Origin of the sequence: Coprococcus ammoniilyticus, assembly GCF_025567345.1 — a bacterium.
Lineage (GTDB): Bacteria > Bacillota > Clostridia > Lachnospirales > Lachnospiraceae > Coprococcus > Coprococcus ammoniilyticus.
Genome location: NZ_JAOQJS010000004.1, coordinates 33,572 through 54,306 on the forward strand (window position 1 = coordinate 33,572; position 20,735 = coordinate 54,306).

Sequence of the window (20,735 nt, forward strand, 5' to 3'; positions counted from 1 at the left end):
AAATGCTGTAAATAAAGGTATGGATGTTTTTTATGTGATAAATCGTCTTATTTAATTGTAAAGGTTACGTTCTGAACCTTGCCGTTCTTTGACCAAATGGTCAGGGTATGTGTTCCCTTTTTCTTAACGACTGTGTTCTTCTTAACTACCTTGCCGTCCAGTTTCATCTTTACAAGGCTCTTGCTGTTGGATACTGTGATCTTCTTGCCGGCTTTGTAGGACTTGTTGTTCTTAACGGCTGTTGTTTTTGCTGTTTTTGTAACCTTACTGGTAGATGCGTAGAAGTTTTTCTTCTTGCTGGCATCCCTGATCGTCCATGAAACGGTCTTTGATTTGTTTGAAAGCTTACCGTTTGTGGTCTTAACCTTATTCTTAAATGAAACCTTTACATTCATGTAGAATGACAGGCTGTCAGTAAGATCGTTTTTCTGAAGCTGTGCAGCGTCGGCAAGTTTTGCAATTGTAAGATTACTGCCTGCTGTAGAAGGATCAAGTGTAGCATAGAAGAAATTCTTTGTCAGACATACATTTGTGTAACCTGCAGATGAAAGTAAATTTTCGATATCACTGAGTTTTTTGTTTTTTACAGTCATGGAGAACATATGGTAGGTAACACCATCGATCTTCTTTTTTGAATATTTGGCACCGGATCCCTTAAGTTCATTAATGAGTTCTTTTTTTGTCATTTCAGACAAGCTGGCAAGTCCATCCAACATTTCATCATCATAACCCTGTTCAATCGTACAGGTTGCTTTGGTGGTAGAGGTGAGTTTTACGGTTGTGTTAATAGCAGAACCGCAGCCGGTCATCATCAGACCAAAGATACAGACACATAAAGTCAGTAATAAGTGTTTCATTTTTTTGTTCATAGATACCCTCCTATAATAAAATTTTGTCTACAGACCCAGTCTATCATCCGCGTTTCCTAAAGTAAAGGCAAATACCGGATTTTGTAGCTTAATAAATCTTATCTGTGGTATAATCCTTGAAATGGATAAATAATTTCATATATCAGAAACATGAAAAAGAGATTATTATGAATAAGCCTGCAAAGATACAGAAAATCATATAGTAGGAGGTTGTGAATTCCTTGAAGTTTTTACTGGCAGCATTAAATACAAAATATATTCATTCGAATCCGGGGATTTATTCCCTGTATTCTTATTCAGTAAAGAAACAGCCGTCTCTTGCAGAATATATTGAGATTGCAGAATATACGATCAACAATCAAAAAGGAGAGATTCTTGCGGATATCTATAAGAGAAGGCCGGATGCGGTTGGATTTTCCTGTTATATATGGAATATTGAGATGATCCGTGAGCTCATTACAGAATTAAAGAAGCTCCTTCCGGATACAGATATCTGGGTTGGCGGACCGGAAGTAACCTACGATGCCGATCAGCTTCTTGCGGAGATGCCGGAGCTTACAGGAGTTATGGTTGGAGAAGGAGAGGCAACCTTTTATGATGTGCTGAGAAGATATCTTGATATTGGAAATATCCATAATACTGCGAAGTCCTATGATATTGGGAACGCTTGTAATACTGGGAATTCCTGTGGTATTGAAAATTTCTGTGATACCGGGGGTTTTCGGGATATTGACGGCCTGGTGCTTCGGGAAGGAGAAGATATTCTTTGTACGAAGCCAAGAGGACTTACCGATCTGTCGGAGCTTCCATTTCTGTATTATGACTTGGACACTTTTAAAAATAAGATCATTTATTATGAGAGCAGCAGAGGCTGTCCGTTCCGGTGCAGTTATTGTCTGTCATCGATTGACAAACGGGTTCGGTTCCGCAATCTTGATCTGGTGAAGAAGGAGTTGCAGTTTTTTCTGGATCATCAAGTAAAACAGGTGAAGTTTGTAGACCGGACATTTAACTGTTCCCATGAACATGCGATGGCGATCTGGAGGTATATCAAAGAACATGACAATGGAATCACGAATTTTCATTTTGAGATTGCTGCAGATATTTTAAATGAGGAAGAATTGGAGTTGGTCAACAGTCTGCGGCCAGGTGCGATACAGATGGAGATCGGAGTGCAGTCGACAAATCTGCAGACGATAGAGGAGATCGATCGTGTAATGGATGTCGATAAGCTTGCAAAGATTGTTGCCCGGATCCATCAGGGACATAATGTGCATGTGCATCTGGATCTGATCGCGGGGCTTCCGTATGAGGATTATGAATCATTTGCACATTCTTTTAATGACGTATATGCGATGAAGCCGGAGCAGCTTCAGCTAGGTTTTTTAAAGGTGCTAAAGGGTTCGAAGATGCATGATAATGCAGAACGATATGGTTTACAGTATACAAGCTGTCCGCCGTATGAAGTATTATTTACAAAGTGGATATCTTATGATGAGATCCTGCGGTTAAAGCAGATCGAAGAAATGGTAGAGATTTATTATAACAGCTGTCAGTTTGAGAACACGCTGCCATTCCTGGTGGAAGAATTTGATTCCCCGTTTGATTTTTATGCGAGCCTTGCTTCTTATTATGATGAAAAGGGATATTTTATTCAGACACCGGCGAGAATCTACCGGTATCATGTACTGCTTCATTTTGCAGAAGAACACTTCCCTAAGAAGACAGAATTGATTCGGGAAATGCTGGTATTTGACTTATATCTTCGTGAGAATATGAAGACCCGACCGGATTTCGCCCCGGAACAGGAGGGTGTGAGAGATTTGTTCCGGGACTTCTACATCCGTGAGGCCAACGACCACAGATACCTTCGGGAAGAAGACTATCATGGCTGTGACTGGAAATCTATGTCCAGAATGACACACATAGAAAAGATTTATTACAACAGAGAGACGGGAAATCGTCTGTCTGAAGTATGCTATATATTATTCGATTACAAACGCCGTGATCCGCTGACCGGGGATGCAAGGTATATGATAGTAACACCTGTCGCATCCATGTGATATAAAGTTTGGCTGTCTCATGTTGCTCGGGATACTGCTATTTTACGGATGTGTATGTGTTCGGCCTCATGTTGTCCGGGATACTGCCGGTATACTTTGTATGTCTTGTTTTTTTCTATTCGTTGCAAATGTCTGATTCGATCATGCTCCTGTGCCAACTCGCCTTTCAGGCTCAAACAGGCACCCACATTCGCTGACAATTTGCATCTCATAACGAAAAAAAGCAAACGACAGTACAAAGTGTACCGGCAGTCGCCCGGACAACATGAGACAGGATACATATACACCCGCGTACCGGCAGTCGTCCGGATAACATGAGACAGGTTACATATATACCCGCGGAACAGCGCTGTTGACGAAAATCGGGTTGATCGGAAATGTAACCATATCGCCTACCGAGATATTACATCCGGTTGTATCCACGATCACGGAGTTCATACTGATTTGACCTAACACCGGAAGTCGGCAGTCTTTAAAGCTGGCAGTCGGTGATTTTTTATGGAAAGTGCCTTTTAATTTATAATAAATACGGATCGGAGAGAAGAAATTTGTCCGGAAATCGGTGTGACGCTCCATGCCAAGCCCGTGGTAATATCCGGCGGAGATAACGGCTGTCTTTGCGTTATGTGACAGCTTGAAGCTGTGGCCGTAGCCGATGTTGTGACCGGCCGGCAGTTCATAGATATCGTCCACACAGGCGGACAGATTGCAGACCTCATGAAAACCATAATCATTTGGAACCGCAAGTCTGCCAAGAAAGGCAGAGCCGATGCGGATGGCATCTAAGTTCATGGATGGATATTTTATCATCGAGGTTGAAGATGAGATATGACGGATGCCTACCGGAATGCCGTCTTTCTGGAGTGTGTCACAGAGGTGAGTGAAATCCTGAAACTGTTTCTTCACATAGTATTCATTTCTGCATGCAGCTGCATGGAAATGAGAGAAGATACCGGTGATCCGCACATGCCTTAGTGACTGTACGGTATCGGCAATCTGTTTTTCTTCGGAACATAAGAAGCCGTATCTACCAAATCCGGTGTCAATGCAGAGATGTGCATGGACTGTCGGATGGTTCATGTAGGCGGCTGTTTCATCGATCACATGCGCACAGTCGGTACTGGTGATGCTGAGCGTGATATCGTGATCGATCGCAGTCGTGATATCTTCTGAGTTATATAAAGGAGTCATCAACAGGATATTTCCCGTGATGCCGTTTCTACGTAAGGTGACAGCATCTGACAGTTCGGTTACACCATAGTTATCAATACCCTTTGATTGTAAGAACGATGCAAATTTTGTAAGTCCAAGCCCATAAGCGTTTCCCTTTAATACTGCTATGACCTTTGCGCCGTTTGCCAGACGTTTGATGATCCGTATATTGTTATCCAGTGCATTTGTTTTGATTGTAAGAGTTGTCATGTCCTCAAGTTCCTCCGGTTTCATGTAAGTATTTATCTCATTGGTCATCTACAGACACATGGTCTGTTGTCGAAACTCGCTGCCCGGGCATGAGCGGTTATTCATTTATTTGATGTATCTAGCATATATTCGAAATGCATCATTTTTGTATAAAAACCGACACAGAAATGCAATATCTTTGAACTTTTTTTGCATCGTTTGTATGCAATCCGGAAAAGTGGATGTTGTATAAGAGTAAAATGTGATAAACTATTTAGAAATAAAGACAGGATGGAAACCGTTTATGCATACACTGATAACAGAGATTCGCGATAAACAGAATATTACAAAGGAACAGCTTCAGCTTCTGCTGGAAACAGACAATCAGGAAATGATTGAAGAATTGATGGTATGTGCCAGAACGGAAGCGCAGAAGGTATACGGAAATAAAGTCTATATGCGTGGGCTGATCGAGTTCACAAATTATTGTAAAAATAACTGCATTTATTGTGGGATAAGAAGAGATAACTGCCATGTTGATCGATACCGGCTGACCAAAGATCAGATCCTTGACTGTTGTCAGAGTGGATACCGGCTCGGTTTCCGGACATTTGTGTTACAGGGAGGCGAAGATCCGTTTTATACAGATGACCTAATCTGTGAGATCGTATCAGAGATTAAACATCAGCATCCGGACTGTGCGATCACATTGTCAATCGGAGAGAAAAGCAGGCAAGCCTATGAACGGTATTTTTCTGCCGGGGCGGAACGTTATCTGCTTCGCCATGAGACTGCGGATAAGGCACATTATGAGAAGCTTCATCCGAAAGAAATGTCATTTGACAACCGGATTCGGTGCCTGCATGACCTGAAAGAGATCGGTTATCAGACTGGGTGTGGCTTTATGGTCGGTTCACCATATCAGACGGTCGATACGTTGTATGAGGATCTCTGTCTGATCAAAGAACTGGAACCGGAAATGTGCGGAATCGGACCTTTTATTCCGCAGGCAGACACACCATTTGGAAAAGAGGCTGCCGGAACACTTGAGATGACCTTACGGCTGCTGTCAATTATCCGTCTGATCCATCCTACTGTGCTGCTTCCTGCAACAACAGCACTTGGCACGATCCATCCGCTTGGCAGGGAGAAGGGGATTCTTGCCGGGGCAAATGTTGTGATGCCGAATCTGTCACCGGTCGGTGTCAGGAAAAAATATCTGTTATATGACAATAAGATCTGCACTGGGGAAGAAGCCTCGGAGTGCTGTGGCTGTATGATGCGGAGAATGCAGGGAATCGGATACGAGGTTGTGGTTGATCGCGGCGACCATCCATTGTATGACAAGAAAAGATGAATGCATATATTGGAGAAATGCAAACATGGGAGAGGCTTTTTAGCTGAAAGTGAAAATATCTTTGTTATTGCAGATTTTATGAAAGAAAGATGTTGGAAAACATTCTGATTATATTAAGAACTGCATGTTTTACATTCTGCAATACGACAGCAAATAAAATGGGCGGTTTTCTGTCACTGACTAACTATATATTGACATTAGCAAAGATTTCGTCATGCGATGTACATTGCCAGTAAATACGGGTGCCTGTCTGAGCCGAAGGCGAGTTGGAGTACATTCTGCAATAAGACAGCAAATAAAATGGGCGCTATGTTATTGTCGGTTGCTAAATTTTCGTCAGCAGAATACACATTGTCAACGAATGCGGGTGCCTGTTTGAGTCCGAAGGACGAGTTGGTACAGAAGCATGAGTGAATCAGACATGTGTATTCTGGTAGAAAATTTAGTTGCGATAATACATAGTGCCCATTATATATGCATTCGTACTAGAGAATGTCGATGTACTCATCGGCGAGAGCCTTGTTCATACTGCGGACAGCACAGAACTTGCCGCACATACTACAGGTGTCGGAGTGGTCATCCTCTGGCATACGACTGTCGCGGATCGCTTTGGCTGTAGCAGGATCAAGTGCGCAGGCATACTGTGCATCCCAGTCCAGGACACGTCTGGCATCCGCCATCTTATCATCGATATCTCTGGCACCCGGAATACCCTTTGCAATGTCGGCTGCATGAGCAGCGATCTTCGATGCGATGATACCCTGTTTTACATCATCTACATTTGGAAGTGCAAGATGCTCGGCTGGGGTAACGTAGCATAAGAAAGCAGCTCCGTTCATGGCAGCAACAGCACCACCGATCGCGCTGGTGATATGATCGTAACCGGGAGCGATATCTGTAACCAGAGGCCCGAGAACATAGAATGGTGCGCCCATGCATAAGGTCTTCTGAACTTCCATATTTGCAGCGATCTGGTTAAGTGGTACATGACCGGGACCTTCCACCATAACCTGTACATTGTGTGCCCAGGCACGCTTTGTCAGCTCGCCCAGACGTACCAGTTCTTCAATCTGGCATACGTCAGTCGCATCTGCCAGACAGCCCGGACGACATGCATCTCCGAGGGAGATCGTAACATCATATTCCTCACAGATATCTAAGATCTCATCGAAATATTCATAGAACGGGTTTTCCTGACCGGTCATACTCATCCATGCAAATACAAGGCTTCCGCCCCGGCTTACGATGTTCATTTTACGTTTATGTTTCTTGATCTGATCGATCGTCTTTCTTGTAATTCCACAGTGTAAGGTTACAAAGTCAACGCCATCTTCAGCATGAAGACGGACAACGTCGATGAAATCCTTTGCTGTCAGTTCAGCAAGATCACGCTGATAGTGGATAACACTGTCATAGATCGGAACGGTACCGATCATAGCAGGACATTCGCTTGTCAGCTTCTGACGGAATGGCTGTGTATTTCCATGACTGGACAGATCCATGATCGCTTCTGCGCCCATATTAACAGCGCTCATTACCTTTTCCATTTCAATGTTATAGTCCTTGCAGTCTCTGGATACTCCAAGGTTTACGTTAATTTTGGTACGCAGCATACTGCCGACACCTTCAGGATTTAGACAGGTATGTTTCTTATTTGCACAGATGGCAACCTGTCCCTTTGCAACTAAATCCCTGAGCGCCTCGACAGCCATATGTTCCTTTTCCGCTACGATCTTTATCTGCGGAGTGATGATTCCTTTTCTGGCTGCGTCCATTTGTGTTGTGTAATTTTCCATATTATCCTCCTACTACAACCAATGTTATTTTACGTGGCAGAAAGTGGTGCTCCCGATCTGCCACAGAGCAATAAAAAAAGATGCCGCAGGGCACCTCTAATACACATCCCTACGTTAGCATTACCTAAATCAGGTTCACAGGTCGAGAACTTCATTCTCCTCTCAGCCGGCTAATTTGTCAGCTCCCTGAATATATAAATATCTGGAAATATTATATGCCAGAATACGACATAATTCAATGATATTTTTCAAGATAAAAGTAAAATATAATTTCGCATCCGGTGCGGAGATCAGGTGCAATACCGGAAAGTACGGTCTGTCAGAATCCTTGCAAATATCAGACCGAGGGGAAGGGTAATAATGATCATGATCGCAGATGAAAACCATGAAACAGCCTCTGTTAAGGACATAATACCAAGATTGTAGAAAGCACGGTAAAGGTAAAGTCCCGGAACCATGATAACGATGGACGGAACGGTCAGAGAGATTCTTGGATATCCGTTATTTCTTTTTATAATGGAGGCAAGAAGACCAGCGGTTAATGCGCCTGCAAATGCGGCAGCAGCCGGAGGGGTGCTTGTATAATCGACAAGCTCCAGCCGGAGAGTATTTGCAACTGCTCCGATACAGGCAGCAGTTGCAGCCATCGGAACCGAGCTGTTAAACATAATGGAGAAACCGAAGACTCCGCAGAAGCTTGTAATGATCCGCAGGATAAGCTTTGTACCTACAGCCAGATTCAAAGCGGAGAAATCCTGAGGATGAAAATGTAACAGCAATGCCATGATCCAGGCGAACATAGTGGCTACTAAAACTATGATGACAGAGTAGCTCAGACGTTCAAGCCCGGACCGAAGATCCAGTTTAGCCAGGTCAATGCCGCTTGTTATGAATGGAAATCCGGGGATGATAAACAGCATTGAGCAGATATAGCCAGCTTCATGGAGTGCAGATACGTGGAAGAAGATTTCTGCAAGGTGAAAGCAGATGGCATATGTCATGCATGCGGCTGATATGGATACTGCTATGTTAAAGAAAAGGGTAAAATGGTGCTTGATCATTTTGGTACGGATGACATTTCCAACACCGGCTGCAATAAAAGCAAGGATCATTTCAACAGGACCGCCGCCTAATAGGAAGGTAAATGCACAACAGGCGAGGGCTGAAGCCAGACCCAGTTTTGCAGGTGAATAAAGTGTATGGATCTTCTCAATCTGATCAAGACGCCGGTGAATCTCTTCGCCCGTCAGATGGGCTTCTTCTTTTGGGAAATTGTCAACGAATTGTTCCATCCGATAGAGCTTCGAGGTGTTTACACCGGTATTCGCAATGCTCAGAGACTGTGAAACGCAGTCGGTTCCATCAAAACAGTTGAATTCAATGGACATCAATCCGACATCAACGGTGCAGGTTACGCCCAGTTCTTTGGACAGGCGGTTCATGGAAGTACGAACACGCCAGGCACCTGTTCCACAGGAGAGCATAATTAACCCGACCCTTCCAATAACAGAGGCTTTTTCTATCAGCCCCGCCTTGGCGATCAGGACATTGCTATCGTTTTTTACATAATCATGCCATGGAATTTCCATATGGTTTTTTTCCATGATATCTGTATAATTACTGTTCTTTGGCATAGATGATCTCCTCCGCTTTTTCAATATGATGTTCCAGATTCGTCAGGAATAATGAATTTGGAAGAAATATGCCGATTTCATCATATCGGGAATTATTTTTCACCAGAGAATCCTGCCCGTAGAAAATGTAGGACATAGGAAGCTCCTTTTCCAGTGCAATCATAAGATCCCATACAGCAGAATATGCTTCTGCTTCTGTCTCCTTTTGCTTTACAGTATCGGGAAGCTCGCAAATCAACAGTACACCGTCACTTTTTTCCAGAATCTTCTGTTCCGGTTTCATGTCATTTGCGGCATAATCGTGACTGTATCTGTATGCGCGGGCTAGATAGATATTTTTATTGTTTCTAAGTGTCTGATAGATCTTATGAAAATGACGATATTCTTTTTCCCGGATCGAAGTTTTGTATTCAGGAAGCAACTGACCATTATCATCTGTCATAATGACAGGATTTGTTTTGCCATCTGCGTTGAATCGATATGGGATCAGAAAGGAATTGCGCAGAAGATCAAACAGGGTATTGTTGCAGATCGCCATAAGAAATGCAGACAGATCCCGGTTATGATAGGAATTGAATAGTGCCTGTGCAAATTCTTCTGCCGGAAGTGGTGCGTCGTAAGCATCATCGTTATAGCACAGGTAATTTGCAAATGTTTCCTGTAATTTCTCACATGCCCATGAATCATTCAGGATTTTTTCAAATAAGAAATCTGCTTTTTTTTCTCGTGGAAAAATTGTAGTTTCGTTCATGCTTAACCGACTTCCTTTCTTTTTCTGTTATGCACAATTATACTATTGGCAGAAAGATAAGTAAAAGATATAATTGATATGATAGACATAATCATTTGACATGATAAAAGAAACGGAGAAGACAGATGAATATTAACTTTGAATATTATAAAATTTTCTATTATGTGGCAAAATATCATAATTTTACAAAGGCTGCGAAGGTTCTGGAAAGCAGCCAGCCAAATGTTACAAGAGCGATGAACTGTCTGGAACAGCAGATGCACAGTACCTTATTTGTAAGAACCAACCGGGGCGTTCAGCTTACACCGGAGGGAGAAAAACTATATATGTATGTGTCGGCAGCTATGCATCAGTTATTAACGGCAGAGGAAGAACTGGCGGACTATTCGGGCATGGTACATGGAAGTATATCGATCGGAGCCAGCGAGACAGCGTTAAATATATATTTGTTTGATAAATTAAGGTCATTTCATACTGCATATCCGGGAATTCGACTGAGAATCTATAATCATTCCACGCCGGAGGCAGTAGATGCAGTAAAGAGCGGTAAGATTGATTTTGCTGTTGTGTCGACACCGGTGGAAGCAGACTCGCTCCTTGAAACCAGAATGTTGAGATCGTTTCGGGAGATCCTGATCGGTGGACAATCCTTTAAAGAGCTGCAGGGAAAGACGTTGTCTTTAAAAGAATTAAAGAATTATCCGTTGATCAGTCTTGGAAGAGAAACGATGACATTTCGATTTTATGAACGGCTGTTTTTATCGTACGGGATAGAATTTGCACCGGATACGGAGGCTGCGACAACAGATCAGATCCTGCCGCTTGTCCGTTGTGAGCTGGGACTGGCATTTATACCGGAATCCATGGCAGGTGAGGCGCTCGAACGCGGAGAGGTAATACAGGCAGTCCTAAAGGAGAAAATTCCTGACCGGCATATCTGCATGATATATGACAGCCAGCATCCACTGAATACAGCCGCAAGATCATTTCGCAGATTATTGGAAGAAGACTGCGAAAAGGTAAACACCCTCAATCGGGGCATCGATTGAGAACAGAAAACGTCTGGTATGCAGTTATCAAGTTCAACATTCATACATTAAATATCCCCCAGGCATATTTGCAGAAAATGTATGACTGTTTTGTGAGGAGGACAGTTTGACTGTAGTCATTTTATAAGAACATATAAAAGATGGCGTGGAATCACACCAAAACAGGATAGAATGTTAAACAAAGAATCAATATAGTGGAAAAGAGGAATAAGAAATATGAAGATCAAAAGAATTGCATTGATCGGACTTGGCGCGATGGGTGTATTTTTTGCGCCAAGATTATATGAAGCATTTGGAGAGAATTTTTATATTATTGCAGGTGGTGAACGTAAAAAACGCCTGGAAAGTAGAGGAGTTACGATCAATGGCGTCAACTATAGATTCCCGATCGTGACACCCGAAGAACAGGGTGAGCCGGCGGATCTGATACTGATCGGTGTAAAGGGCTATGGATTTGCACAGGCAATAGAAGATATCCGCCATCAGGTAGGCGAACATACATTGATCCTGTCTTTGCTAAATGGTGTAGACAGTGAGGAACAGTTGATTCAGGCATTTGGCGAAAAACATGTATTGTATGCATATATGAGAATGTCCATTGTTATGAAAGACGGAAAGGCAGACTTTGATCCGTACTGGGGCAAGATTCACTTCGGAGAGAATAAAAATGATGTTCTGTCAGATCGTGTACTTGCTGTAAAAGAAGTATTTGATCATGCCGATATTCCATATGAGATCGATCCGGATATGTTAAAGGGACTCTGGTTTAAATATATGTGCAATATTGGGGAAAATATGACTTGTGCGTTGCTCGGTATCCCATTTGGATTTTTCCGTATCAGTGACAGTGCGAATTGGATCCGTGACAATGCCATGCGGGAAGTGGCTGCGATCGCGCAGAAGAAGGGAATCGATATAGGTGAAAAAGAAATAGCGGAGCAGGATGTTACAGTAAAGACAATTCCACCCGAGAACAAACCATCAACCCTGCAGGATCTGGAAGCGGAGAAGCTGACCGAGGTAGAGATGTTTGCCGGCAATGTCATAAAGATGGGAAAAGAGCTTGGCGTGCCCACTCCGATTAATGAGATGTTCTATCATGGTATCCGGGTACTGGAGGAGAAGTTTACAAAAAGATAATATTTGAATTAGCACTCAACTGTTTACAGTGCTAACAAAACGTGCTATAAATAATGGTATGAAGTAACTGCATATAATAGAGAAAGTTGTGTGAGTCTAATAAAATGCAGGAAAATGACAGTAATATATGACTGATGAAAGAGAATCAGAAATATAGATAGAAATGGGGTAATTAGGATGGATAGACCAAGTATTTTTTCAGATAATTTTGAGATGATGAATGGCTTCTTTGATGATTCCTTCTGGGGCAGCCATTCCGGACTTCGTACCATGACTACAATGGCAACTGATATATTCGAAACAAAGGACGGATATGAGATAGAGATGGATCTGCCGGGATTTCCAAAGGAAAGCATCAAGGCAGAATTAAAAGGTGGTTACCTGACAATTCTTGCCAGCTATACTGGACAAGATCGTGAAGACAGGGAAGGAAGCTATATCAAAAAGGAACGGTATTCCGGTCATTATAAGAGAAGCTTCTATGTCGGCGACAAAGTCAGTGAACAAGATATTAAAGCAAGATTTGCAAATGGTGTTCTGTATGTCTATGTACCAAAATTCGACGACCAACCGGAAGTAGAAGAAAAGAAGATTATCTCGATAGAAGGATAACGGACAAACTTCAGGGGCTGTTTATTATTATGTAGCAAGCCTGTCCGAGCGCCGGTACTTAGGTTGCGTATTTTGCAACCTTATGTACCGTTGCGTTGAGGATAGAACGAAAGTGTCTTGCGCAATAATAATAAACAGCCCCTGAAATTTGTCTGTTATTCTAAAATCCTAGATCTTCATTTACAAGGATGACCTTGATGCGTCCTTTGTGCTTGGAATAGCGGGTGGTTAAGAACTGGCAGCAGACTGTTTCCGGTGACAGACAGTTTGCGCATTCGCCGGTTGTACTGCAAGGGGTTGAAAGTCCGAAGCGCTGTGCATTGATCGGAGCTGCTTCATTTCTTGCACGGCTTAAAGCATCTTCTTCTGTCCGTACTACCTTGTTCATTCCTGTGATCACGATAACATGGGAAGGACCATAGACGATGGCAGCTACACGATTTCCATTGCCATCGATATTTACCATAATGCCGTCTTCGGTGATTGCATTACAGCTTGTTAAGAAGTAGTCAGCGAAGAAACATTCTTTGGAGATCCGGTCTTTTTCCTCCGGTGTTTTTGCTGCATCACGGTTCAGCTCTTTGTAGTTTCCCTCGATAAGAGCATCTAAAAGTCCGGTTGCTTTTACGGTCATGGAACCGCCCCAGCCGACAGAGCTTCCTTCCGGGATCAGACTCAGTGCAAGCTCCTTAGCTTCTTCCTTTGTCTGGACATAGAAGCCTTCCATATTTCTGGCAGCCAGCTTGTTTATCATGGCTTTCGCCAGTTTGTCGTTTCTCATGTTTCTAAAAGTATCCATTTGATATACCTCCGTTTATTCAGGGAAATCCAGATTATTTTCCGCAAAGAAATTCATCACTTCAAATGCAGAAGTACAGTTCTGATTGATACATACGATCAGGGCAGCATCCTGTGGAAATTTGGGATACAACACGGCATTTCCGGAGATTGTAAGTGCACGTTGGATCTCTTTCAAATTCATTCCGGCGCATAATGCCAGAAGAACCAGCTTGTATTTTCCGGGATGTGGTTTCCTGCCGTTTAAGATCTGATAAGCATAGCCGCGGTCCAGATTGCTTCGTTTTATGACATCGGCGGTCAGAAGCTCCGGGTGATCTTTAAAGTAAAGATTAAAATAATCCTGCAGATTGTCACAGGACATATCATCTGCATGAGATGTTATATATGATTTAAAATGTATATTTGAATCATCGGTTGATAATTCATTCAGCAGATCTGTTGTTCTGGTCGTTTCCATGATTAATCCTGCATTCTTTCCCTTGATAATTTTTATCAGTACCATATAATATTTATTATACTTGTCGATAAAGCAATTTCAAGATAAACAATAGGAAAATGATATGAATTTAGAAATACAAAGTCGTCTGTCCTTTTATCGCAGACTGGAAGAAGTAGAGCATAAAAAGGGAATTTCTCTGGTGCGGCATATAGAGACCGGACAGATTTATGTAGAAAAAGTGCTGACGCAATATGATAAATCTATATATGATTGGCTGCAACAATCAAAACTCCCTTATGTTCCGCAGATTTATGAATGTATGGAAGAGGATGGTACGTTATATCTGATCGAAGAATACATACAGGGGATCACGCTGGAAACATATATTGAACAGTTTGGATGTCTGGATTTGGATGCTGCCGGAAGAGTGATCGAATATCTTTGCCGGACATTGGAAAAACTGCACAGACATATACCGCCGATCGTACACCGGGATATCAAACCGACAAATATAATGCTTCAGGGGGATTTCAAAAAGGGACATGGTATTGTATCTGTATATCTGATCGATTTCAATACTGCAAGAGTTTTTGACGCAGAAAGGAATCGGGATACCGAGTTGATCGGTACAAGAGGATTTGCAGCTCCGGAGCAATACGGTTTTTCGCAGTCAGATGCGCGGACGGATATCTACGGACTTGGCGTGTTATTAAATTATATGTTGTGTGGAAAATTGATCCGGGATGGAATTTACGCAGATCATCAGGAAGTGTCACAGATCATCCGAAAAGCAACCCAGATCGATCCGGAGAAACGATATCAGACAGCAGAGGAAATGCTCGATGCGATGCAACAGAGCATGATTTTAGATGAAGCTACAGATAAAGTATCCTTGAATGATAAATCCCGCCCGGCATGGACTCGTTTCCTGCCACCGGGATTTCGGGAAGGAAAAATCCTGAATATGGTTGTTGCAGCCATTTATTATATATTTTGGATGTATTTCTGTCTGACAGTAGAAGTAAAAGATCATGGAGAACCGCTCTCCGGAACTTGGTTATATGTAAATCGCTTTGTATATTTTATGATGTTTATTATTACTCCGTTTTTTTGGAATAATTATCTGGACGTCTGGAATTATTTCCCGCTTGTGCGCTCACCGAAGAAGATATGGAAGCTGGTTGGATTGTTTTTATATACGGTGGCATGGTTTTTTTTAGTGATGTTTGTATTCGTTATAGTAGAGGACATATTCCGATAGTGTGCTGTCAGCACACCAGCTCTTTCTGAAAATTTTATAAGATAGAATATGCAGTGGTTGTAATTATATCAAAATACCCTGAATGATGACTGATACAGGGGGATTTTAATATAATAGCAAGAACACTTATAACAGCAGAAAGAGGAGAGAATTTATTATGGAAAAGACAAAGCAACCTTTATCAACATTCAGACTCGTAGCAGGGATCATAACGATCGTGTTATCAGTCTTAGTAACATTTCAGTCCTGTGCGGCAGGATTATCAAATGCACTGGAAGAAAACGGGGAATCCGGAGGCTCTGCAGGTGTATTACTTGCAATTTGTTTCCTTGTTGCAGGAATTGTTGGAATTGTAACCAGAAAGTCAACCGGAGCAGGCGGTGCATTCACAAGTGCAGGCTTCTACATAGTCGGTGGTCTGATCGGCCTTATATGTGCAGGTTCCTATGCTGATTTAGTAATCTGGGGCGTTATCTCCGTAGCATTCGGTGTTATATTCATAATCGCAGGCGTATTAACAAAGAAGAGAAATTCTTAATTTATATAAAACACCTATAAAAAATAAGTCCATCCGGTTGTGTGTGGGGAAATATAGTCATCCCCCCCACACAACCGGATGGACTTATTTTTGATTATAGGAAGAAAAACCACGCATACTTCCGCCGGAAACCGGAAAAAATACTAAAAGAATATTGGAATATAGGGGATTTTAGGATATACTATAAAACAGTGTGTTTAAAAAATACAAACAGCGATGGAGGAACTATGTTAGAGTTAAAAAACATCTCATATATTGTAAATGAGGATGGAAAAGAGAAAGCAATATTAAAAGACATTAACCTTACAGTAAACGAACATTTCGTAGCAATTACCGGACCTAACGGTGGCGGTAAATCAACACTTGCGAAGATCATAGCCGGAATTATCAAGCCAACAACCGGACAGATTCTTTTAGATGGAGAAGATATCTCGGAATTGAATATAACGGAACGTGCAAAGAAAGGAATCAGCTATGCATTTCAGCAGCCGGTTCATTTTAAAGGGCTTACTGTAAAAGATCTGGTATCTATAGCATCCGGCAAAACACTGAATGTTTCACAGATCTGCGAGATCCTTTCCGAAGTCGGATTATGTGCAAGAGATTATGTGAACCGTGAAGTGAATGCAAGTCTTTCCGGTGGTGAGTTAAAACGTATTGAGATCGCCATGATCATTGCAAGAGGTACGAAGCTGTCATTATTTGATGAGCCAGAGGCAGGCATCGACCTGTGGAGCTTTAACAGTCTGATCAAGGTATTTGAAAAGATGCGTGAAGAGATTAACGGAACGATTCTGATCATTTCCCATCAGGAGCGGATCCTTAATATAGCAGATAAGATCGTTGTGATCGCAAATGGTCATGTTGATGCAATCGGAAGCAGAGATGTGATCATGCCAAGACTGACTGGTGAATCAGCCACTTGCAAGGTGCTGGAAGAAAAACAGAAATAAGTTGTGAGGTAACAGAACATGGATTTAATTCAGAAGAGTTTATTGCAGCAGGTAGCAGGACTTCATGATGTACCGGAGGGCGCATTTAATATTCGTGTCAACGGACAGCTTGACAGCAGAAATACAACTGCAAATATAGATATTGTAACAAAAGAGGATAAGCCGGGAATCGATATCATCATTAAACCGGGAACAAAAAATGAAAGTGTGCATATTCCGGTTCTTTTGAGTAAGAGCGGCCTGCAGGATATGGTATACAATGATTTCTATATCGGAGAGGACAGCGATGTTACGATCGTAGCCGGATGTGGTATCCATAACTGTGGTGTGGACACCTCCAAGCATGACGGCATCCATACTTTTTATATTGGTAAAAATGCAAAAGTAAAATACATCGAACGACACTATGGTGAGGGAGATGGAAATGGCGAGAATATCATGAATCCGGAAACCATCGTGCATTTGGAAGAAGGTGCTTCGATGGAGATGGAGACGACTCAGATCAAGGGAATTGATTCGACTGTCAGAAAGACCGGCGGAGATCTGAAGGATAACGCATCATTAGAGATCAGGGAGAAGATCATGACACATGGCAAACAGTATGCAAAGACTGATTTTGTTGTGGATTTGAATGGAAAAGGCTGCAGTGCAAATGTAGTATCCAGATCCGTTGCAAGAGATCAGTCCAGACAGGAATTTTTCTCCACAATCAATGGCAATAATGAATGTAAGGGTCACAGTGAATGTGATGCGATCATTATGGATAGCGCAAGCGTATCAGCAAGTCCGAAGCTGACGGCAAATAACATTGATGCAAACCTGATCCATGAAGCAGCGATCGGAAAGATTGCAGGCGAGCAGCTGATCAAGCTGATGACGCTTGGGCTGACAGAGGCAGAAGCGGAAGAGCAGATCATCAATGGATTTTTAAAATAAAAGCGTTTACAATAAATCATATAACCTATTTGACATTAAAGGTAGATAGTGATAGTTTGTAAGAGTAAAAAATACAAATCATAAAATCATAGCGAGGTATCAAAAATGCAGGAAATGAAACCGATTAAAGAGGGTAAAGTACGTGAGATTTATGATAATGGTGACAGCCTTATCATGGTAGCAACAGACCGTATCAGTTGTTTTGATGTCATTTTAAAGAACATTGTTACAAAGAAGGGTACAGTCCTGACACAGATGTCCAAATTTTGGTTTGATATGACAGAAGATATTCTTCCAAACCATATGATCTCGGTTGACGTAAAGGATATGCCTGAATTTTTCCAGCAGGAGAAATTTGACGGAAATAGTATGATGTGCAAGAAGCTGGAAATGCTCCCTGTTGAGTGTATCGTTCGTGGTTATATCACAGGAAGTGGCTGGGCAAGCTACAAAGAAAACGGTACAGTATGCGGTATCAAGCTTCCGGAAGGATTAAAAGAATCCGATAAGCTTCCGGAACCGATCTACACACCTTCCACAAAGGCAGAGATCGGAGATCATGATGAGAATATCTCATACGAGCAGAGTGTTGAATATCTGGAAAAGAGATTTCCTGGCAAGGGCGAAGAATATGGCGCAAAGCTTCGTGACTATACGATCGCTTTATATAAGAAGTGTGCAGAATATGCATTATCAAGAGGTATCATCATAGCAGATACCAAGTTCGAGTTTGGTCTGGATGAGAATGGCAATATCGTTCTCGGTGATGAGATGCTCACACCGGACAGCTCCCGTTTCTGGCCTGCGGAGGGATATGAACCGGGTCATGGTCAGCCATCCTTTGATAAGCAGTTTGCCCGTGACTGGTTAAAGGCAAATCCGGATAACAACTGGGAGCTTCCTGACGAGATCGTTCAGAAAACAATTGACAAATATCTTCAGGCATATGAGCTTCTCACAGGCAAGCCTTTAAAGTAATAAGTAATAGAAAAAGAATAGAATAGTACTTAATTTTATTAGGTGGTATAGGTACGCAGGATTGTATTTATACCGCCTGAATTAATTTTCTGAATATTTGATAAAATGTCTGTAAAATCTGACAATTATGGGTTGACGCTTGAAAAATGGCATGCTATAGTCAGCTCATAAGAAATACAACAGATAAAAAATTACCAGGGGTTTTATGGTGATTATAATAAAAAGATGGAATCTTATTACAATGGGGTAGTAAGATTCCATCTTGTTTTGGTAAAAGTTCAGATATGGCAGAAATGCTGTATCTGGACTTCTTTCCATTTTATCGGTATTGTTTATTTTATCTGAATGAATTATAAGACTGCCCGGCTTTCATTGTTACACCACGAAGCTCAGCCATTTCGCTGACAGTTACAAGCTGATAACCATTTTCAATCAGCTTCGGAATGAATGTCTGTGAGGCAATAGCGGTTGACTGGTGAAGGTCATGTATCAGAATGATCGCTCCGTCATAAGCGCCATCCACAACTCGTGTGATCGTAGTAGGAGTGCTTCTGGTTTCCCAGTCTCTGGTATCCACAGACCACATGATCATTGGAAGACCTACATTCTCACGTACAGTATCATTGACGCAGCCACCAGGCGGACGCATCAGAGTAGGAGCAACTCCGATCTCACGGATGATCGCATCTGATCCCTTTTTGATCTCTTCTTTGACTCCGTCTGCAGATAATCTGTTTAACCATGCGTGATCATAGGTATGTGTACCGATCTCGCAGCCGAGTGCATATTCCCGTTTCAGGTAAGAACTGTATGTGGAGCAGCGGTTTCAAACAACAAAGAAGGTTGCAACTGCATTATATTTTTCCAGTGTGTCCAATACCAGTGGTGTGTATGGAGAAGGACCATCATCGAAGGTCAAGGCAACCATTTTCTTATTTCCATCTACCGTTCTGTAGATAACACCCTTGTCATTTGCGACATACAGGCAGTTGCCGATCTTAACTCTGCCGGTCAGTAATGTACCATCTGATTTAAAATAATATCTGTCTTTTCCAATCGTCTGCATCCCATATGCCATGGTTCCGTTTTCTTTGTAATAATAGGTTTTGCCATTTATCTTCTGAAAACCGGTTGCCATGGTTCCGTTTGCCTTAAAATAATAATTGCTGCTGCCAACTTTCTGGACACCGACAGCCATAGTTCCATTATCATGGAAGTAATATGTTTGGCCATTCAGTTTTTTAAATCCTTTTGCCATGACACCCCGTTTGGTAAAATAATAGGTATGACCGTTTAATTTCTGGAAGCCGGTTAACATACAACCATTTTCTTTGAAGTAGAATGTTTTATTGTTTAAGGTCTGAAAACCGGTCTGCATGATACCATTCTGGTTGAAATAATACATGTTCCCTTTTATTCTGAGAAATCCGGTTGCCATAGCCCCGCCTTTTTTACGGAAATAATAGGTATGACCGTTTAATTTCTGGAAGCCTTTTTTCATGGCACCTTTGTCTGAGAACAGATAGGTATGTTTTCCAATCGTATGCTTTCCGGTGTAGGCAGCACCGCTGGAACCGAAGTACATTTTATTTTCTTTTTTTGTTGTAAACCAGGAATTGGTAAGTAATACACCTGTCTTTGGATTTAGGTAATATTTTTTTCCGGTATAAGGACTTTTGTACATGCCTTTTCGCATACGTCCGATTTTGGAAAAAATATAAGTCTTACCTTTGATCGTCTGTTTGCCCTTCACGGCTGTACCATTTTTCCGGAGATAATAGGTATTTCCCCTTTTGGTCGTATACCAGCCTTTTTTCTGCATGACACCCTTACTGTTAAAAATGTATGTATGACCATTTATAGTACAGCGCCCTTTTGCCTGTTTGCCATTTTTGTAATAATAGTGTGTGCCGTTTTTTTCCTTTACAAATCCTGTTGTATGTTTTTTTGCTGCGGCATTACTTGTGATGCCGGAAGAGAAAACTGTTGGTATCAGGATCAAAGCGGCAAGAATCAATAAAAAGAATTTTTTCATAAATCCAGACTCCTTCCATACCCAAACTGATCATAATAATATTTTTCGGGTATGGATTATACTAACACAAAAGATAATGGCTTTCTATATAAAATATCTTAAATATAGATAATAAATGCATC

17 protein-coding genes, 1 pseudogene and 1 riboswitch are annotated in these 20,735 nt (G+C 41.9%); of the genes and pseudogenes, 10 read left to right on the forward strand and 8 right to left on the reverse strand.

What is annotated here, in order from left to right; all coding sequences use genetic code 11:
* Nucleotides 1-47 precede the first annotated feature (47 nt).
* Nucleotides 48-869 carry a hypothetical protein gene (locus OCV60_RS06620; protein ID WP_021944073.1) on the reverse strand — a complete coding sequence of 274 codons (822 nt, stop codon included), beginning with the start codon at nucleotides 867-869 and terminating at the stop codon, nucleotides 48-50.
* Nucleotides 870-1,090: 221 nt separating this feature from the next.
* Between OCV60_RS06620 and OCV60_RS06625 the strand changes: the two genes are divergently transcribed.
* The gene (locus tag OCV60_RS06625; protein ID WP_021944074.1) at nucleotides 1,091-2,932 is read left to right on the forward strand and encodes a B12-binding domain-containing radical SAM protein; all 1,842 of its coding nucleotides are present in this window, start codon (nucleotides 1,091-1,093) and stop codon (nucleotides 2,930-2,932) included.
* Nucleotides 2,933-3,256: 324 nt separating this feature from the next.
* On the opposite strand, the gene alr is transcribed toward OCV60_RS06625, so the two are convergent.
* Nucleotides 3,257-4,378, reverse strand: coding sequence for an alanine racemase (gene alr, locus OCV60_RS06630; protein ID WP_021944075.1), 1,122 nt, complete (start codon nucleotides 4,376-4,378; stop codon nucleotides 3,257-3,259).
* A gap of 259 nt (nucleotides 4,379-4,637) precedes the next feature.
* Here alr and hydE point away from each other — a divergent pair, with 259 nt between their 5' ends.
* Entirely contained in the window at nucleotides 4,638-5,690 is a 1,053-nt protein-coding gene (gene hydE, locus OCV60_RS06635; RefSeq protein ID WP_021944076.1) for a [FeFe] hydrogenase H-cluster radical SAM maturase HydE, read from the forward strand.
* A gap of 485 nt (nucleotides 5,691-6,175) precedes the next feature.
* On the opposite strand, the gene thiC is transcribed toward hydE, so the two are convergent.
* The 3 genes from thiC to OCV60_RS06650 all read right to left on the reverse strand — a co-directional run bounded on the left by thiC (nucleotide 6,176) and on the right by OCV60_RS06650 (nucleotide 9,871).
* Complete coding sequence (gene thiC, locus OCV60_RS06640) at nucleotides 6,176-7,486, reverse strand: phosphomethylpyrimidine synthase ThiC (protein ID WP_262529856.1); 1,311 nt, start codon at nucleotides 7,484-7,486, stop codon at nucleotides 6,176-6,178.
* 89 nt (nucleotides 7,487-7,575) lie between these two features.
* Nucleotides 7,576-7,685: riboswitch (TPP riboswitch) on the reverse strand.
* 91 nt (nucleotides 7,686-7,776) lie between these two features.
* Nucleotides 7,777-9,120 carry a threonine/serine exporter family protein gene (locus tag OCV60_RS06645; RefSeq protein ID WP_262529857.1) on the reverse strand — a complete coding sequence of 448 codons (1,344 nt, stop codon included), beginning with the start codon at nucleotides 9,118-9,120 and terminating at the stop codon, nucleotides 7,777-7,779.
* A complete protein-coding gene (locus OCV60_RS06650) occupies nucleotides 9,104-9,871 on the reverse strand; it encodes a DUF4866 domain-containing protein (RefSeq protein ID WP_262529859.1) in 768 nt (255 codons plus the stop codon). Before OCV60_RS06650 ends, OCV60_RS06645 begins: the two co-directional genes overlap by 17 nt.
* A gap of 125 nt (nucleotides 9,872-9,996) precedes the next feature.
* On the opposite strand from OCV60_RS06650, the gene OCV60_RS06655 reads away from it, so the two are divergent.
* From OCV60_RS06655 to OCV60_RS06665, 3 genes are all read left to right on the forward strand, one after another.
* Complete coding sequence (locus OCV60_RS06655; RefSeq protein WP_262529861.1) at nucleotides 9,997-10,920, forward strand: LysR family transcriptional regulator; 924 nt, start codon at nucleotides 9,997-9,999, stop codon at nucleotides 10,918-10,920.
* Between the two features lie 216 nt (nucleotides 10,921-11,136).
* Nucleotides 11,137-12,060: a ketopantoate reductase family protein gene (locus OCV60_RS06660; RefSeq protein WP_262529862.1), complete on the forward strand. Its 924-nt coding sequence runs from the start codon at nucleotides 11,137-11,139 to the stop codon at nucleotides 12,058-12,060.
* A gap of 177 nt (nucleotides 12,061-12,237) precedes the next feature.
* Nucleotides 12,238-12,672 (forward strand): Hsp20/alpha crystallin family protein, encoded by a 435-nt coding sequence (locus OCV60_RS06665; RefSeq protein ID WP_117822011.1) that lies wholly within the window; start codon nucleotides 12,238-12,240, stop codon nucleotides 12,670-12,672.
* 160 nt (nucleotides 12,673-12,832) lie between these two features.
* Here the strand turns inward: OCV60_RS06665 and OCV60_RS06670 are convergent, their stop codons facing one another.
* The gene (locus OCV60_RS06670) at nucleotides 12,833-13,471 is read right to left on the reverse strand and encodes a lactate utilization protein (RefSeq protein ID WP_117807283.1); all 639 of its coding nucleotides are present in this window, start codon (nucleotides 13,469-13,471) and stop codon (nucleotides 12,833-12,835) included.
* 15 nt (nucleotides 13,472-13,486) lie between these two features.
* Complete coding sequence (locus OCV60_RS06675) at nucleotides 13,487-13,930, reverse strand: hypothetical protein (RefSeq protein ID WP_021944084.1); 444 nt, start codon at nucleotides 13,928-13,930, stop codon at nucleotides 13,487-13,489.
* A 103-nt stretch (nucleotides 13,931-14,033) separates the two neighbouring features.
* On the opposite strand from OCV60_RS06675, the gene OCV60_RS06680 reads away from it, so the two are divergent.
* The 5 genes from OCV60_RS06680 (at nucleotide 14,034) to OCV60_RS06700 (ending at nucleotide 18,578) form a co-directional block, all read left to right on the forward strand.
* The gene (locus tag OCV60_RS06680; RefSeq protein ID WP_021944085.1) at nucleotides 14,034-15,173 is read left to right on the forward strand and encodes a serine/threonine protein kinase; all 1,140 of its coding nucleotides are present in this window, start codon (nucleotides 14,034-14,036) and stop codon (nucleotides 15,171-15,173) included.
* A gap of 157 nt (nucleotides 15,174-15,330) precedes the next feature.
* A complete protein-coding gene (locus OCV60_RS06685; protein WP_117785817.1) occupies nucleotides 15,331-15,711 on the forward strand; it encodes a hypothetical protein in 381 nt (126 codons plus the stop codon).
* A gap of 227 nt (nucleotides 15,712-15,938) precedes the next feature.
* Complete coding sequence (locus tag OCV60_RS06690) at nucleotides 15,939-16,664, forward strand: ABC transporter ATP-binding protein (protein ID WP_117785816.1); 726 nt, start codon at nucleotides 15,939-15,941, stop codon at nucleotides 16,662-16,664.
* A gap of 18 nt (nucleotides 16,665-16,682) precedes the next feature.
* Entirely contained in the window at nucleotides 16,683-17,600 is a 918-nt protein-coding gene (locus OCV60_RS06695) for a SufB/SufD family protein (protein WP_021944087.1), read from the forward strand.
* 105 nt (nucleotides 17,601-17,705) lie between these two features.
* The gene (locus OCV60_RS06700; RefSeq protein WP_021944088.1) at nucleotides 17,706-18,578 is read left to right on the forward strand and encodes a phosphoribosylaminoimidazolesuccinocarboxamide synthase; all 873 of its coding nucleotides are present in this window, start codon (nucleotides 17,706-17,708) and stop codon (nucleotides 18,576-18,578) included.
* 337 nt (nucleotides 18,579-18,915) lie between these two features.
* Here OCV60_RS06700 and OCV60_RS06705 read toward each other — a convergent pair.
* Nucleotides 18,916-20,613, reverse strand: a pseudogene (locus OCV60_RS06705) (polysaccharide deacetylase family protein).
* Nucleotides 20,614-20,735 lie beyond the last annotated feature (122 nt).